Here is a 16,537-nt window from a genome sequence, read left to right on the forward strand (position 1 = left end):
ATTCGTTTGTGCCAGTCAATTATTGGTGGCGGTCAAACCATTCAACAATGCGTTCGAGGCGATCAACAAGATTTATCGGGCGACCACCGCGACTCAGTCCGTGCCCCTCACGGTCATAGACTGCAAGTTCCACTGGCACTCGGTTTGCCTTTAATGCATAGAACCATTCTTCACCTTGGCCAATGGGCGTGATGTGGTCATGATTACTATGGATAATTAAGGTCGGTGTGGAAACGCGATCGGCATACTTGAGTGGTGAGCGACCCCAATAATAGTCGTAATTCTGCCAAATACTGCCGCCAAATTCTTCAATCATCGACAACGGTGGAAATGCTTGAGTACCCGCTTCAGAAATCCAGTTACTGACACTGCGCTGAGTCACGGCAGCGCGGAACCGATCGGTTTGAGTCGTCGCCCAATTGGTTAGAAAACCGCCGTGACTGCCGCCGGTGATAAACTGGCGATCAGGGTCGAGCCAGTTATAGCGGTCGAGTGCGGCATCGAGGGCAAAAATATTGTCACGGTAGTCAGCACCGCCGTAATCTAAACGCACTTGACTGGCGTGGTCATGGCCATAGCCTGAGCTACCGCGATAATTGACAAACACGACCGCATAACCACGAGCACTCAGGAGTTGCATTTCTGGGAACCATTGGTGTCCCCACATGCCACCGGGACCACCCTTAATATTCAGAACCACCGGGTATTGCTTACCTTCTTCACGATTTAAAGGCGGCAGGAAGAACACGTCTAAGCGGTCCCCACGCTCGTTTTCGGTGGTAAATACTTCATAGCGTTGACGCTGCGTTGAGTCTAAGTAGTCGCGATTAAACTGTGCGATCAGCGCAACTTCACGGTCACGCAGGCTCGCAATGGAGTGCGCACGCATGACTTGGCCTGGAGTGACTTCATCTTCGCTAATCCATGCAATTGCACCGGTTTGAGCAAAGCTAACGGAACTCAACGATTGACCTTGACCAGCGATAAGCTGATAACCACCGAGATCGAGATCGACACGGAAAAGTGGGCGGCTGCCGCGGTCATCAGCGGTAAACCAAAGTGAACCCAGCGCCGCTTGTAAATCATTTGGGCTATGATCCATTTGTCCGGCTAGTTCGCGATAGCTGTCATTGCGTAGGTCATACAGTTGCAGTGACGGTGCCGCATAATTACTTTCACGGTAAACATAAGCAATGTTTTGGTTACCGGTCCACACTGGCGAGGACGAATGGCCTTGTGGCGTTGCTAATTCCCGTTCTTCATCGCCACAACGAACGAAAATCGATGAGGAGAAATAGCCTTCGCGCGCTTGTGGGTGACGGTTGCTGGCAAAGGCGATACAAGCTCCATTAGGCGAATAGCTAGCGCTGCCCTCGTGCCACTCACTATCACCAGTAAGGGATGTGAGGGTTTCTTCCACAAGGTTGTAGGTCCATAGCCCACTGCGATTGCTCGACAAATAACCACCTTGACGCTTGTACACAGCATCGGTAATCACTGTGACGTCGGGTTTGTCGTCTTGGTTGTCAGCTTTTTTAAGTGGCTCAGTAATACTTGGGTCGAGTGAAATTGTTAACAGTAACTCGGTCTGATTTGGATGCCATTGCGCACTTTGCAAGCTGCCTTGCTCTAAGCGCACTAACTCTTGTGCTTCACCACCGTTTACAGAGAGCGAGTACAGGGCGGTACCATTGTCGCGTCCTGATAAAAACACTAAGCGTTGACCGTCAGGGCTCAGGCGCGGTGCAAAGTCACTGTTACTGCGACTAAATTGGACCGGCTCGGCGCCGTCGCGACTTAACCATATCGAGCTGTTACGGCTGCGTTTGTCGTCACCGACTTGGGTTTTCACGAATGCGATAGTACGGCCGTCTTCACTAATTTGTAAGTCACTGACAGAGACTAACTGGTAATAATCGCTGGCCTGAAAGCCGGGTTGAGGGTTGTTGTTTTCTGTATTCGCATTGACCGCGCCCGCGAACAAGAGTGCCGGCGCAGTTAGCGTAAGTAGGGCGCCCGAAAGGGCGCACTCCGTGGTAAATCTCATTGCAAAAATCCTCTTATCGAAGCGGTCGTGCGTGCGCAGCCGCACGGAAAATCGCATTCATCAACAGCACCTGTTGACCATCTAAGTAGGCACGGAAATTTGGCTCTTGAGTAAAGCTAATGACCATACCGCGGCCATGATTTTGCACCATGACCAAGGGTTTATGAGCGATTTGTTCATGGTTCTCTGGCCACATAAAGCCACTGGCTAAGACATTGTCTTTACTAGCATAATTCACCACATTACGGCCATCATTAATCCGCAGTGGTGTATAGATATCGCTACCGATGAACATGGTGTGCAGTTGTGTATGAATACCCGCAGTCAGCCAATGCTCTTGATCGACTTCGGCACGGGTAATAACGCCTGATACCCAATCTGGACCCGCGTCAGGATCGCGGAGGTAGCGTAAGTGATCGTCATGGCCGGCAATAATCGCACCACTGACTCGACTTCCAGCTGGTTTGGCAGCAACGTCGTCGAGTTGGGCTTTTTTCTCAAGTGCGCTATTTAATAACGGTTGCTCGCCCGAGATCGCGAAGCGGGTTGCATTACCTAATGTAATTAAGACACCGCCGCGTTGTACCCACTGGCGAAGATTCTCACGACCCTGATTACCTAAGTATTGTTCATAATTGCCGCCAGCTGTGGCTGGTAAAATAATCACGTTATAACGACTGAGATCTTCCCAGCTCAGACGATCTGGGCGAATTGCCGTTACTGGGTAGTTAAACTCGCGCTCAATGATAAAACGCGTACTTCCAGCACTAAGCACGTTAGTTGGTACGTCCCAAGCCATGGCAATATTCGGAGCAAACATACGTTGTACGTTCGCAGAACCAACGTTCGGACCATCTTGCATCCAGCTTTTTTCAAGACCGTCAACGTGGGCGCCGCTTTCCGTTGCAATCTGGGTCAGAATTTCGGTCAGATTTTCTGGGTTTCCGGCGCGTGGAATAATTAAACTACCGGCCGGATAAGTGGTGCCGTTGGCATGTTTAAAGCTCAGGTCTGAACTGCGTACTAATAAACCTTCACGTAATGCGGCAGTCAGTAAACGGCCGCTATTCATGTCGCCCCAAGCCACTGCAAAACCGAACGCGGCATCGGCATTGTTAACTTTACCAGCGACAATACGGTCGCTGGAAACTTCGTTAACGGCTACACGTGGTTGTTGATTACAGATATCCATCTCAACGTTGAACATTAATGGTAATGACCAGGCGGTGACATCATAGATTTGATCAGGCAGATTATTCGCGCGCAAACGCTCCTGCTCTTTGATGAAATCAGCATCCATGGGTACATGTTGGTCGAGGAGGGTGCGGATAAGATGGTAAGTTGGCTGTGCAGCCTGAACGATATATGCACCTTCGGCATACTGGTTACCACAGGCGCGGAAGTTGGCTTGCGCTTGACCCACTTCAATGCCTTGTTCGCTCAATAGCGCGGCTAGTTTGCGATTACCCGCGATGTCTCGTTGATTGGGGAAAATATAGCTGCGAACATCGCCACGACTGCCTTTTTCAATGCCACTTTGACGATACTGATAGAAACGGTTCAGCAACTCGCGACGGCGCTCTGAAGCGGTTTCGATGGTGGCCATAAACGCGACGAAGTTTTGTTGAACGCCATCTGCATAGGTTAGGATTTCACCTTCGCGGGTACGGAAGTGATGCCCGCGCGCTGAACCCATTTCATAGGTCATGGCTAAACTGCCTTGATAGAGCGGCCAACTGGCGCCATAGCCCGGGTAAAAAGCATCGAAGATTTCGCGGGTAAAATAGTCATAACCAAATTGGTCAAAGAGCGTCGCGTTATGTTCGCCAACCCAGTTGAGGCCTTCACGCTGCTCGCTGGTGATGAACGGATTAAATGGGTGTGCTTCGGGCGTAAAGTAATACGGCAGGTCGCCACCCATTTCGTGGGAATCGACAAAAATTAGCGGAAAGGTTTGTAGATGAGCCGCAATCCGACCACGAGTTTCAGGTTGCGTCAACGCTAACCAATCGCGGTTCATGTCGAACAAGTAGTGATTGGTGCGACCATTCGGCCATGGCTCATTATGCTCTGCAGATATGCGATCATCTGAAGGTTCAAGCCCTATTGTGGCATAAAAGCGACTGACAAAACGGGCGCGACCGTCTGGGTTTTGTAATGGGTCGAGATAAACCAAGGTGTTATTGAGCATGCTTTGTGTGCGTTCATCAGCTGAACTCAATAAATGAAAGGCGGTGACCATGGATGCTTCTGCCGGCGATATTTCATTGCCATGCACACTGTTTGCTATCCAGACGCTGGCCGGCAAATTATTCATTAGCTGCTGAGCTTGGCGTTCATTGAGTGTGCGCGGGTCTGCCAAAGAACGCATGCCTGCTTCAATTTCGTCTAACCGTGCAATGTTCTCTTTGCTGCCGATGACTGCGTAAAAGAGGGGACGACCTTGCCAAGTTTCACCATAGGGAACGAGTTTAACTTGGTCAGGATGCGCTTGTGCCAGCGCTTCGAAGTAACGACTAATTTGTTCAGGTGAGGAGACGCGCGTGCCCGCGGGGTAGCCAAGTACTTGTTCGATGGTCGGGGTTTGCTGATAGGTCGCAGCAGGCCATGTCGGCACTGTTTCGCTGGCGCTGACGGTCGCTGCGCTAGTACTGATGCTAGCGACAATCGCGAGCGCGACTAAGCTTATCGTTGTTTTCATAATTACATGCTCTCCGAAATTCGGCAGGGTGTGGATTGCGTCGATAAATAATCAATGGCTTGGCGAACAGCGTTCAATAAGCTCTCACTATGATGACGATGCGCAAGTTGAGGATCTGCTGTTACGCCGTTCACTACAGGTAATCCTAAATCAAGATTCCTTTCCTGCGGGCTAATCACTATGTCGATCAGTTGGTAACCTAATTGCTTTTCGAGCCATTGCAATCGAGCGGCGAGTGGTAATTGACCGGCAGGGCTTGGCTCAGCAACGAGATTATCAATAAAAATGACTTTTGCAGGAGAATTCGCGATTGCTTGCGTTATTTCAGCGACCAATAGAGGTGGTAGTACGGACGTTAGAAAACTACCGGGCCCTAAAATAATATAGTCACTCTGTTGAATATGGATGAGGACTTCCGGGGTTGCTTGTACCGCAGGCGAAAGGCTCATACGTTGCGGCATTGAAATTAAACGATCGACATACAGCTCACCAAAACAGGTCAAGTCGGGGCTGATCTCTGCAACTAAGTCGGTTGGCGTTTCTGACATGGGCAGAATGCGATTCGGTACTTTTAATAACCGACTGAGCAATTCGATACCGTCGAGAGGACGTGCAGAAAGTTCGTCAAGACAGTACAGTAAAAGGTTGCCAAGGCTATGACCGTCAAGGTCTGAGCCTTCTGCAAAGCGATAGTTTAAAACCTCAGCAGCCAGTGGCTGGTCAGCAATTTGCGACATGCAATTACGGATATCACCCCAAGCAATGCAATGGTTGGCAGCGCGCAGTTTACCGGTTGAGCCGCCGTTGTCCGTGGTGGCGACCACACCAACTAAGCGACGCTTCATAAATGCAAGGGTGGACATCAAGCGCCCAAGCCCGTGGCCACCACCAATGGCAGTGATGCGAAGATGTTTAAATACGTCAAGTTGGCGCTTTTTGTTTGGAACTTCCATCTTTTTGTCTACGATCCTTAGAAAACTCCACAAACTATAATCTGTTGCGCAGCGCCTGTGAAATAAATTCCAAGACTTTTTCGTTTATGGTTTCGCATGGATTGTTAAATTCTGGCAAGATAAGCGCAGTTTTTCGAAGGAATGGGTTCATGACAGAAAATACGAGCGCAACAGCACAGCCGCAATTTACCCGATGGAGCTTGGCACTGTATAGCGGCTTACTCTACTTGTTTACTCCGTTGATTCTACTTTATTTCTGGCGACAGGGACGACGCAACCCTGCCTACCGTGCGCGTTTAGATGAGCGTTTTGGTAAACACAAGATTCCTGATAGGTATTGCGGCGGTGTCGTTTTTCACTGTGTTTCAGTTGGTGAGTTTTTGGCAGCACGAGCAATGATCCAACGTTTTATACAACGCCACCCGCATACACCAGTCATCATTACAAGCATGACCCCGACGGCTTCCGAATTAATAGAAAAAACGTTTGCTGCACGCGCTTTTCATTGTTATTTGCCAATTGATACGCCGACCGCAGTAAGTCGTTTTCTCAACCAGGCCAAGCCCCTTTCGATTGTTGTCTTGGAAACGGAGTTATGGCCAAACTTAGTGCACCAGTGTCGCCGTCGCAAGACCCCTATTGTATTGGTTAATGGCAGGATGTCAGAACAATCGATGCGCGGTTATGTGCGCTTGGATTGGTTGTTTAAACAAGTATGGGGAGCGCTAGATTTTTGCGGTGCGCAAACGGAGAGTGCGGCACAACGTTTTCAGCGTATTGGTGTGCCGGCAGATAAGGTCGATGTCGTCGGTAACCTGAAATTTGATATCAGCTGCTCGGAGAAACTAAGAAACGAGATTAAAGATTATAAGGCGCTGTTTGGCGAACGGCCGATTATCACTGCCGGCAGTACGCATGAGGGCGAGGAAGTACAATTGCTCAAAGCCTTTACGAGTGTTTTAAAGCAGCATCCAACTGCGTTGTTCATTCTTGTTCCGCGTCATCAAGAGCGGTTTCAGGCGGTGGCCGAGCTGGTGGAACAGCGTGGGTTCAAATATGTTCGCCGCAGTGCCGGTGTACCTGTTCTACCAACAACTCAGGTATTACTGGCTGACACGATGGGTGAATTAATGCTTTGGTACGGAGTCGCTAATGTCGCTTTTGTCGGGGGTAGTTTGATAACCCGCGGTGGGCATAACCCGCTTGAGCCGCTTGCGTTAGCTGTGCCGATCGTTTCTGGAACCCATGTATTTAATTTCCAAGAGGTGTATGACCAGCTTGATAGCTTAGAAGCAGTGAATTGGGTGACGGCAGACGACCAGTTAGACCTTGTCTTAGAGAGACTGTTGGACGATGAAAATGCCCAGCTAAAAACCGCACATGCACAAAGTTTGTTTGCTCAGCATGAAGGTGCAACGGATCGCTATCTTGATTTGATTGACGACTTTCTGGAGCGCAGCGGAGATGAATAACCAGAACAATTTAATTCAACGTCGGGGGCAGGCTGGCGAGCGTTTCTTGGTGACCCCTGATGCAGATGCAAATGTCAGTGACCACACTGAATTACGAGCATGGTTCTCGGCAAACTTCTGGCGAGAACAACAAGCCATTACTGGGCAATCGAAAGGCCGCAATACGGTTTATTTCGTGCGTTGTGGTGAACAGGAGTGGGTGTTACGGCATTATTATCGGGGTGGTTTGCCGGGGAAATTATTACGCGACCTGTTTTTCTACACGGGAGTCATGAAAACGCGTAGTTTTCAGGAGCTCGAATTGTTGTGGCGAATGTACCATTTAGGTTTACCGGTGCCGAAGCCGATCGCTGCTTATCAGAAGAAGCGAGGATTGACTTACCAAGCTGATATTCTGATTGAGCGGATTCCGCATAGTCAGGATCTTTTCCAGTGCTTACAAGAGCAAACTCTGCCAGCAGAACAATGGCATCGTATCGGTGCCACAATCGCTCGATTTCATCAAACCGGTGTGTACCACAGTGATTTGAATTGCCACAATATCTTATTGCAACGGGCTGAACGCTGCGACAAAGTATGGGTCATAGATTTTGACCGTTGTGAATTTCGTTCCCCTGGGCGCTGGCAAGTGCAGAATTTAGAGCGCTTGCATCGTTCATTGGAGAAAGAACAACAAAAGTTCGCCGCTCAGGCGAAACCATTCTATTTTAACTCTGCGGATTGGCAGCACTTGATACAGGGATACGTTGCGGGTGATGGAGACGAAAATGAATACCCAAGCAATGATTAGGCACCGGCAATGGCTAAACTCTCGTTTGTCACTGTTTAGTTGCGGTCTAGTAATTTGCGTATCATCGCTGTTGAGTACAACCGCGCACGCTACAGATTCAGTGGCAACAGCGATGGCTGAGTCAGGACTTGACACACTGCAGGTGTGTTTGATTGGCAGCGAGAACGTGCAGCTCACGGTTGAGTTAGCGCTCAATGCCGACACCCGAGCGCGGGGGTTGATGGAGCGCAAGTCGCTGCCCACTAATGCGGGTATGTTATTTGTCTATCCGAACGATGGCTTACGCGCGTTCTGGATGTACAAGACGTTAATTCCATTGGATATTGCCTACATCGATAAAGAAGGCGTGATTAATGAGATTCTGACAATGGAACCGTGTCGTAGTATTTTTCCTGGGCGTTGTCGCAATTACCCAGCGACGCAAGTATTTCGAATGGCTTTAGAAGTGAATGCGGGCCACTTTGAAGAATGGCAAGTTGCTGCAGGTGACCAAGTGTACCAGCAGGATTGTAAAACCCCGTTGCGAGCTTTGCTGGCGCACGACTAACATTTGCAAGCAAGGAGTTCTAGATGAAACAACTGACAATACTAGCTATTTTCGCAGTTCTGCTTTTGAGCGCCTGTGCTAGCACGGACAACACGCCCGGAGGTCAAAGCCAAAGCTCGCAGCGAGTAATGCCACTTGCAGAAATAACCTATGACAATGTCGAACGGGTACTGCAGATTGATCAAACACAAATCCAAGACATTCAACGCTGGTGGGGGACACCTTCCTCCCAAGGGCAGACCGGTGACGCACTTTGGTACAACTATACCTATGTCGGACAAACTGGTGCTAGCGATGGCAGCACCCGGATGTTGTCTCTAACGCTGTATTTTAATTCCCGAGCCTTGTTACAAGACTACGATATTCAAATTCACGAGTTTCCGGCGTATTCGCGGCCCTAGTTATCGCCCTAGTTATCGCCCTAGTTATCGCCATAGTTACCGCGGTATTAATGTTCATTGCTCGGACAATGAACAAAGGTGCTGCATTAGTCGCATATCCGTACCCGTTGACCGCCAAAGACTCGACAGTTTGTTTCGACTTCGCTGAGACTGCTGTTAGCAAAGATTTCAGATATTTGAAATTGAATAAATAATCAACAGGAAGAGAACGTTCATGAATAAAGTAACCATGATTGCAGCAAGTGTTGCGCTAGCGCTTGGTGTAACCGGCTGCACTGACGGGGAGACTCCGACGAATGGCTCGTCAGCAACCCAACACACTGCTGCGCAAATGAGCAGTACCGCAGAGCAGCAAGCGCTGCGCTCAGGGGTTGAGATAAACAACATGGATACAAGTGTAAGCCCTCGGGAGAATTTCTTTCGTTATGTCAACGGTGGTTGGTTAGAGAATACCCAAATCCCAGCTGATCGGGCGCGCTGGGGCAGTTTTGATGAGCTTCGTGAACAAGCTGAAGCGCATGTCCTCGAAATTGTTCAGGAGTTTGCCTCGACGACGGCCGAGCAAGGTTCAGACGTGCAGAAGATTGGCGATCTCTATCGTTCGTTTATGGATGAAGACACGATCGAGGCACGCGGCATCAACCCACTCGCTGAAGACTTCGCTCGGATTCAAGCGCTGGAGTCACATGCTGATCTTGCAACCTATTGGGGGCAACAACAACGTTATCGCGCTGGTACACCGTTTAATGTGAGCGTCGGCCAAGATCAAATGCAGTCTGACCAACATATAACGGCCATTAGTCAGTCAGGTTTAGGTTTACCTGATCGCGAGTATTACTTGGCAAGCGATGCCCGCAATCAAGAACTGCGTGCAGCGTATCAAAGCTTCATTGAAGAGTTATGGCAATTGGCGGGCTGGGACGACGCCGAGGCAAAGGCAACGTCGATCATTAACATTGAGACAGCGTTAGCACGCCATCACTGGACTCGTATTCAGAACCGAGATCGGCTGGCGTCGTATAACAAAATGACCCTGACTGAATTAGCCGAAGAGGCACCCGGTTTTGATTGGGCGACGATGTTTGCAGCAGCCGGTTTGGATATTAATGAAGTTGTTGTGCGGCAGCCGGATTATCTCACTGCATTTGCCGACTTATATCAGCAGTTCTCAATGGCGGACTGGCAAGCGTACCTGCAATTCCATGTTTTGCGTAACAGCGCCAATATTCTGAGTCGTGACTTTGCTGCGTTAAGTTTTGATTTTTATGGGCGAGTTTTACAGGGGCTGGAGGAAGAACGCTCTCGGGAACGTCGCGCTGTAAGCACAGTAGAAAGTACGCTTGGCTTTATGGTGGGGCAAGAGTATGTCAATCGACATTTCCAACCAGAAGCACAGGAACGCATGGCAGTCATGGTCGATAACATTCTTGCTGCCTTCGCAGAAGCAATTGACGACTTAGAGTGGATGACCGACGAAACAAAACTGGAAGCGCATGCTAAGTTAGCGACGTTTACTACAAAAATTGGTTTTCCAGAAAAATGGCGCGATTATGATTGCTTGACGATTGCCGCAGACGACCTTTTTGGTAACTTGCGCCGCTCAGCTGAGTGCGAGTATGACCGCATGATTAGCCGACTCGGCCAGGAAGTCGACCCGTATGACTGGGGAATGACGCCACAAACGGTCAACGCCTATTACCGTTCAACGATGAACGAAATCGTTTTCCCAGCGGCAATTCTACAACCACCATTTTTTAATGTCGCAGCCGACGATGCAATTAACTATGGCGCAATTGGTGCCGTGATTGGCCACGAAATCACCCATGGTTTTGACGACCAAGGGCGGCGTTCGGATGGCGAAGGTAACTTACGCGATTGGTGGAGCCCAGACGATGAGACGCAATTCCGTGAGCGTGCTGCCTTAATGATCGACCAGTTTAGTGCCTTTAACCCAATTGATGATTTGTATCTACAGGGCGCACTCAGCTTAGGTGAGAATATTGCTGACTTGGGCGGCTTGAATGTGGCATTGCGCGGGTATTTAAATTCTCTTGGTGATAGTGGCGGTGAAACCATTGACGGTTTCACCCCTGAACAACGATTCTTTATCGGCTGGGGCCAGATTTGGCGGATTAAATTCCGGGATGAAGCTTTGCGTCGACAAGTTGTGGTAGGTCCGCACTCTCCCGGGAAGTATCGGGTGTTAGGGCCATTATCGAACATGCCTGAGTTTTACCAAGCGTTTGACGTGCAACCGGGTGATCCGATGTATCGGGATGAAGACGTGCGGATTAAAATTTGGTAATAGTACGCATCAGAATGATAAAGGCAGCGTTCGCGCTGCCTTTTTGCTAACGAGAAGCCTATGAAAACAATTGATTTACGCAGTGATACAGTCACGTTACCAAGTGCAGCAATGCGCGAGTATATGGCAAATGCCAACGTTGGTGATGATGTGTACGGTGAAGATGAAACGGTCAACGCATTGGAAGCTCGTGTAGCGCGCATGCTGAATAAAGAGTCTGCGTTGCTATGCACCAGTGGCACCCAAAGTAATCTGCTCGCACTACTCAGTCAGTGTCAACGCGGTGAAGAGTATTTGGTCGGTGAGGAATACCATACCTATCGCTACGAAGCTGGTGGCGCCGCAGTGCTTGGGGGGATTGTCCCGCAAACCGTTGCTGTGCAGGCTGATGGAACACTCGACCTCGAGGTTCTGGCAAAGAAAGTGAAACCCAATGACCCGCATTTTCCAGTTACACGACTACTTGCCCTCGAAAACACGCATACGGGGAAGGTGATGCCGACGAAGTTCTTAGATGCTGCGCGCGACTTTACTCAGCATCACGGGTTGAAATTACACCTTGATGGAGCGCGCCTGTTTAATGCGCATATTGCCAGCGGTGCCAGTTTAGAGACACTCACAGATGGGTTTGATAGCGTTTCGGTGTGTTTTTCGAAAGGGCTAGGCGCACCCATTGGTTCCGTATTAGCGGCCGACCGTGAGACGATTGCAAAAGCACGCCGTTGGCGCAAGATGCTAGGTGGTGGAATGCGTCAGGCGGGATTTGTTGCGGCAGCGATAGATTATGCGATAGACCATCATATTCAGCGTTTACAAGTTGATCATGACAATGCCGTGTTGTTAGCAACTAAACTGAAGGCACAACTAGTCGCGCATGGCATTGAGCAGGTACAAGTAGAGCCCGCAGTTACTAATATGGTGTACGTGCAATTTACGGATCCGGTATTAGCACAAAAAACCGCTGCACACTGTCGTCAGAAAGGGATCATGCTTTCAAGTGCAGCGCGCATGCGTCTAGTGACTCATTTGAATGTAACATCTGCTTACATTGATTTGATTGTCGAAGAGTTTATTCGTGGGATAATAGGGGACTAAGACGAATTAAATTCAATGATCGTCATGGACGATGAGTGCTGAAATGGTGGTTTTAGCCATTTGTTGTTTAGCGCGGACGACAAGGTAATTTAACGACATGAAAGGACTGATGCTAAAAGTCGGAGTATTGCTGCTCGGGTTTTTTAGCGTGGTGGGATACGCCAATACAAACAGTGGATTGAGCTTAGCTGATTACGCTCGGCCGGTACAATTCATTGACATTAAGATCTCTCCCCAAGGTGATTACCTCGCGGCTACGAGCCGAGATGACGAAGGAGTGATACGACTTACCGTGCTCGATGTGCAGTCGCGTGCGGTGCTTTCGGTTACGCAATTACGTGGTAATGAGTCGGTCAGTGCCTTTCACTGGGTTACGAGTAATCGTCTATTAATGACCACCGCGCGAGAAATTGGCGCACTTGAGCAACCCATTGCAACCGGTGAATTGATCGCGATGGATGCGGATGGTTCTCGACGTGTCATCCTGACTGGACCTCGCTCACGTGATGGCAACTTTGTGTTTGCTGAGCTCGTTGATATCTTGCCGAACCATAATGGTGAAGTCCTTATTTCTCAGTTTAGTATGCGTGAAACCCAACCCTTCCTTGATTTATATCGGATGCGAGTCGATAGCGGTCGCAAACGTAGCGAGGGGCGGATTCCGGTACGCAGCTATCGTGGGTCGCAAGTTCAACTATTAACCGACCAAACTGGGACAGTGCGGCTTGCACGGGGTGTTTCAACTGAGAACCCTAATCTTGTGGTCATGCTGTACCGTGCTAATGCTCGCGCACCTTGGGTGAAAATTAGCGAAGTTGACGAGCTGGAGGGCGGTTTTATTCCGCTTGCATTTACTCATGACGGTAACGAAGTCGTCGGGCTCTCGGCCAACACTACAGATACCTTTAGTATTGCACGATATAATTTTGAGACGAATGAAGAAACTTTAATGCTCGCACACCCACAAGTTGATGTGGAGCCGCTGTTTAGTTTTCGCCAGGGACGTCCAAGCGAAGTTATTGGCGCAAGTTTTGAGCTAGAAGAAATAGAACATGTATTTTTTGCTGACGGCACTCAAGAGGGTGAAGCGGAAAGCCTTTTACGAGTCTTTGCGACGTTCCCCAAGCAGCAGGCCCATATCCATTCAGCGACGGCCGATAATCAGTTGCAAATTCTGACGGTGCAATCGGCGAATGAATCCCGTCAGTTCTACTTATTCAATCGGGAATCAAACGAACTCGAACTACTGGCGCAAAGCCGACCTTGGCTACAAGGTGTGGAACTGCCACATACCAAAACAATTCGCTATACAGCGCGAGATGGTACCGACATTCTGGCGCTTCTGACACTACCGAATAATGTTAAGTCGGGCGACATCCCGTTAGTGGTGATCCCCCATGGTGGACCGCTCGGAATGCGTGATTCAATGGGTATTATTAATCTGGAAGCGAAACTTCTCGCAGACCATGGTTACGCAGTGCTGCAACCCAACTTTCGCGGTTCGAGTGGCTTCGGACTAGCCTTCGAGCGAGCGGGTCTGCAGCAATGGGGACGCCGGATTATTGCAGATATTGCCGATGGTGTGACACATCTCGCCAACGAAAAACTGATCGATCCGGATCGTGTGTGTATTTCCGGAGCGTCATTTGGTGGTTACGCGGCTGTTATGTCGGCCATCGAGTATCCCGAGTTATATCAATGTGCCATCGGATTTTCTGGGTTCTACGATTTAGAACTCATGTTTACTAGTGGCGATTTACCACAAAGTGATTTTGGTATGGCTTATCTGCGTCGCGTGTTAGGGACGGACACTGCCGCATTGCGCGCTCAATCACCCAAACATCAGGCGCAACGATTAACACGACCAGTGATGCTAGTGCACGGTGGCCGTGATATGCGGGCGCCAATTGAACACCTACACCATTTCAAGGCAGAGCTTGAACGGCATGAGCTACCCTATTCGGAGCTCATCAAGGAAACGGAAGGGCACGGTTTCTATAAACCAGAGAACAATGTTGAACGTTGGCAACGAATGCTCGATTTTCTCGCTGAGCATATTGGTGAAAAAGTAGATTAAAGTGAATTTAAATCATAAAAAAGGGTTAAAGCCTGCGCTTTAACCCTTTTTTTGAATTTGTTGGTCGGCGTGACTGGATTTGAACCAGCGACCCCTGACACCCCATGACAGTGCGCTACCAAGCTGCGCCACACGCCGACCGTGCGCTGTATCTTACTGCTTTCAACACAAATCGCAAGCTGCAATAACAGATTAGCCGAATAACTGCCGTCTTTTTAATCAATTCCTAATCAGCCGTAGAGCTATTGATCAGCGAAACGCTGCAACTCACGTAAGCTTTGAATGAACACCGGAGTCGGTGGAACGGCACCAGGGACTAATTCACCAGCTTGATTAAACAATAACATGTCGCCATTGGCATCGATGATAGTCGTTTGCTGTTGTTCAAATATATAGAAATAAGGGCGCACAGTGTAGACGCGTGGAAATTCTCGAGTCGGTTGGGTCAGAGAAATGCCGTTGGTGAAATTTCGAAACTGCTCAGCGCAAGACATGTACGCAGTGAGCACAGTTGGAATAATATCTTCAAGGGTCGTTAATTGACGCGGATATACGTCCATATTCGCAGTCCAGAGCGGCACATTCAAAACTTCAGGCTGAATGGTATTGCTGTTTTCCGTTGCGGCGGTTAAGCCGGTGATTATCACCGGCTGTGCGGACTCGATAACTTGCTCAAGGTAGGTGATTACCTCGTCAATATCTGCGGCCGTGACAAAGATGACACTGACATTTAACCCAGGTTGTAACGCACCGGTCCAGCTGCGAGTTTCCGCTTGCATGACTGCCGGCACAGAATCACGGCCAAATGCAGGTGACGCAAGCAGACGCACAGGTGTTGCAAAATCCTGCATCGTACGGAGGTAGGCTGGCAGGAGGCCTTGCCGGTGAATACTTTGATTGTACAAATCAGGAATGCCGTAGAGCAAAGTAGTGATGGCCGCAGCGCTATCGACATGAGCCAGATGCTGGCCTTGGTGACGTTCGAGCTGCGGAACCGAAGCGGTGAGTTTAGCGGCGGTCTCCGCATCCATATGTTGGAAAGCAAATACCGTTGTACTTAATGAATTAGATTCTTTACTACAGAGCATCGGCCCGGTCGGGTACTTCACTCGCAACTGGGCTTCGCGGCTAAATAAGTCTTGGCGCCCTTGGAATTGCTCGGTGGTAATCCAGCCGTGACGAGCCATCAATGATTTGGCTGTGGTTGGATAAGACAACGGAAATAAGTCATCGTGTTGTGTGATCGGTGAATATAAGTTCGCATCTGCCCATATATGGGTGCTGTGGCTAGCTAGGAAACTGGCAATAAAGACCGCAGTGAACACTTTTGCGAAGGACCGATCACGTAGTAAATCGAGACGCTTCCAGGCTATGTTGGCGAGGGTGAGCTGAACCGCAAAAATCAGTAAAAAGCTGAGTATGATGAGCGATAATAAGAGAAAGCTGCCACCGGCAAACCATTCTTCGGCGTCGAGTGCTAATTGATTGAGTGAATAGGTATTGAGATGGAAGCCATATTGCCGAAAGAATATGCCGTCGAAAAGCAGGGTAAAGAGGCCAATTGTGCCAATGGTTGCGGCATAGCCACGGAGAAACCTCGAGAATGGCACGATTAGACATAAAGGAAACAAAAGAATAATAAAAGCAACGAATGGTAAGAAGGCGAAATGGCCGAGCCAACTAATAAAAATGTAACTATTTCCCAACGCAGAACCGGTCGGCAGCGCATTTTCCACATACAAAAGGCCGATTAATAAGCATAAGAAAATATTGCCAAAGGTGAACCAGTGGCCCCAACTAATCAAGCGTGCGATGCGGTCTCGTTGCTGATACTTTCCCATGGGCTGCTCTTGTATTTATTCTTTTCGGAAGCGAGCGAACTAACTTTGGCTCGAGTTTGCTATGGATTGTAGCAGAATTTGCCCAAACTGCCTTGCGACTGCTTCTCGTTTGTCCGCAGCAACATGGTTATGAATGATGTGGGTAGTGACATTGCCTAAGGTCATCAAAGCTAAGTCACTTGGAGAGCTGTCATTGGCAAATAAATCTAAAATTTCATTGATGAGTTTTTCTTGACGCTCTTCGTCGTATTTCGACAGTATCGGCATGGGGCTCTCTTCATTCACGTGGTAGAATACAATTTCTTAAG

Annotated in this window: 12 protein-coding genes and 1 tRNA gene; 7 read left to right on the plus strand and 6 right to left on the minus strand. The window is 49.2% G+C overall.

Annotated features, from left to right (window positions below; translation table 11 throughout):
- Positions 1-19: 19 nt before the first annotated feature.
- From CWE06_RS01710 to CWE06_RS01720, 3 genes are read right to left on the minus strand one after another with little or no spacing between them, the layout of a single operon-like run.
- Positions 20-2,047, minus strand: a complete 2,028-nt coding sequence (locus CWE06_RS01710) for a S9 family peptidase (RefSeq protein ID WP_198679007.1) — start codon at positions 2,045-2,047, stop codon at positions 20-22.
- A gap of 13 nt (positions 2,048-2,060) precedes the next feature.
- Entirely contained in the window at positions 2,061-4,748 is a 2,688-nt protein-coding gene (locus CWE06_RS01715; RefSeq protein WP_126790578.1) for a M14 family metallopeptidase, read from the minus strand.
- A gap of 2 nt (positions 4,749-4,750) precedes the next feature.
- Complete coding sequence (locus tag CWE06_RS01720) at positions 4,751-5,701, minus strand: gluconeogenesis factor YvcK family protein (protein WP_126790579.1); 951 nt, start codon at positions 5,699-5,701, stop codon at positions 4,751-4,753.
- Positions 5,702-5,850: 149 nt separating this feature from the next.
- On the opposite strand from CWE06_RS01720, the gene waaA reads away from it, so the two are divergent.
- The 7 genes from waaA to CWE06_RS01755 all read left to right on the plus strand — a co-directional run bounded on the left by waaA (position 5,851) and on the right by CWE06_RS01755 (position 14,388).
- Positions 5,851-7,173 carry a lipid IV(A) 3-deoxy-D-manno-octulosonic acid transferase gene (gene waaA, locus CWE06_RS01725; RefSeq protein WP_157981109.1) on the plus strand — a complete coding sequence of 441 codons (1,323 nt, stop codon included), beginning with the start codon at positions 5,851-5,853 and terminating at the stop codon, positions 7,171-7,173.
- Positions 7,166-7,963, plus strand: a complete 798-nt coding sequence (locus CWE06_RS01730; protein ID WP_126790581.1) for a 3-deoxy-D-manno-octulosonic acid kinase — start codon at positions 7,166-7,168, stop codon at positions 7,961-7,963. The genes waaA and CWE06_RS01730 overlap by 8 nt, the downstream gene beginning before the upstream one ends.
- 112 nt (positions 7,964-8,075) lie before the next feature.
- Positions 8,076-8,510 carry a DUF192 domain-containing protein gene (locus CWE06_RS01735; protein WP_126790582.1) on the plus strand — a complete coding sequence of 145 codons (435 nt, stop codon included), beginning with the start codon at positions 8,076-8,078 and terminating at the stop codon, positions 8,508-8,510.
- Between the two features lie 23 nt (positions 8,511-8,533).
- Positions 8,534-8,911, plus strand: a complete 378-nt coding sequence (locus tag CWE06_RS01740) for a hypothetical protein (protein ID WP_126790583.1) — start codon at positions 8,534-8,536, stop codon at positions 8,909-8,911.
- A 214-nt stretch (positions 8,912-9,125) separates the two neighbouring features.
- On the plus strand, positions 9,126-11,216 hold the full coding sequence (locus CWE06_RS01745) for a M13 family metallopeptidase (protein WP_126790584.1): 2,091 nt from the start codon (positions 9,126-9,128) through the stop codon (positions 11,214-11,216).
- 60 nt (positions 11,217-11,276) lie between these two features.
- Positions 11,277-12,311 (plus strand): low-specificity L-threonine aldolase, encoded by a 1,035-nt coding sequence (gene ltaE, locus CWE06_RS01750; protein ID WP_126790585.1) that lies wholly within the window; start codon positions 11,277-11,279, stop codon positions 12,309-12,311.
- Between the two features lie 97 nt (positions 12,312-12,408).
- Positions 12,409-14,388 carry an alpha/beta hydrolase family protein gene (locus CWE06_RS01755; RefSeq protein ID WP_126790586.1) on the plus strand — a complete coding sequence of 660 codons (1,980 nt, stop codon included), beginning with the start codon at positions 12,409-12,411 and terminating at the stop codon, positions 14,386-14,388.
- Positions 14,389-14,449: 61 nt separating this feature from the next.
- On the opposite strand, the gene CWE06_RS01760 is transcribed toward CWE06_RS01755, so the two are convergent.
- From CWE06_RS01760 to CWE06_RS01770, 3 genes are all read right to left on the minus strand, one after another.
- Positions 14,450-14,526, minus strand: a tRNA-Pro gene (locus tag CWE06_RS01760).
- 104 nt (positions 14,527-14,630) lie between these two features.
- The gene (locus CWE06_RS01765) at positions 14,631-16,229 is read right to left on the minus strand and encodes a DUF3413 domain-containing protein (protein WP_126790587.1); all 1,599 of its coding nucleotides are present in this window, start codon (positions 16,227-16,229) and stop codon (positions 14,631-14,633) included.
- Positions 16,230-16,268: 39 nt separating this feature from the next.
- Positions 16,269-16,496, minus strand: a complete 228-nt coding sequence (locus CWE06_RS01770; RefSeq protein WP_126790588.1) for a YejL family protein — start codon at positions 16,494-16,496, stop codon at positions 16,269-16,271.
- Between the last annotated feature and the right edge of the window lie 41 nt (positions 16,497-16,537).

Origin of the sequence: Aliidiomarina haloalkalitolerans, from assembly GCF_003987315.1 — a bacterium.
Lineage (GTDB): Bacteria > Pseudomonadota > Gammaproteobacteria > Enterobacterales > Alteromonadaceae > Aliidiomarina > Aliidiomarina haloalkalitolerans.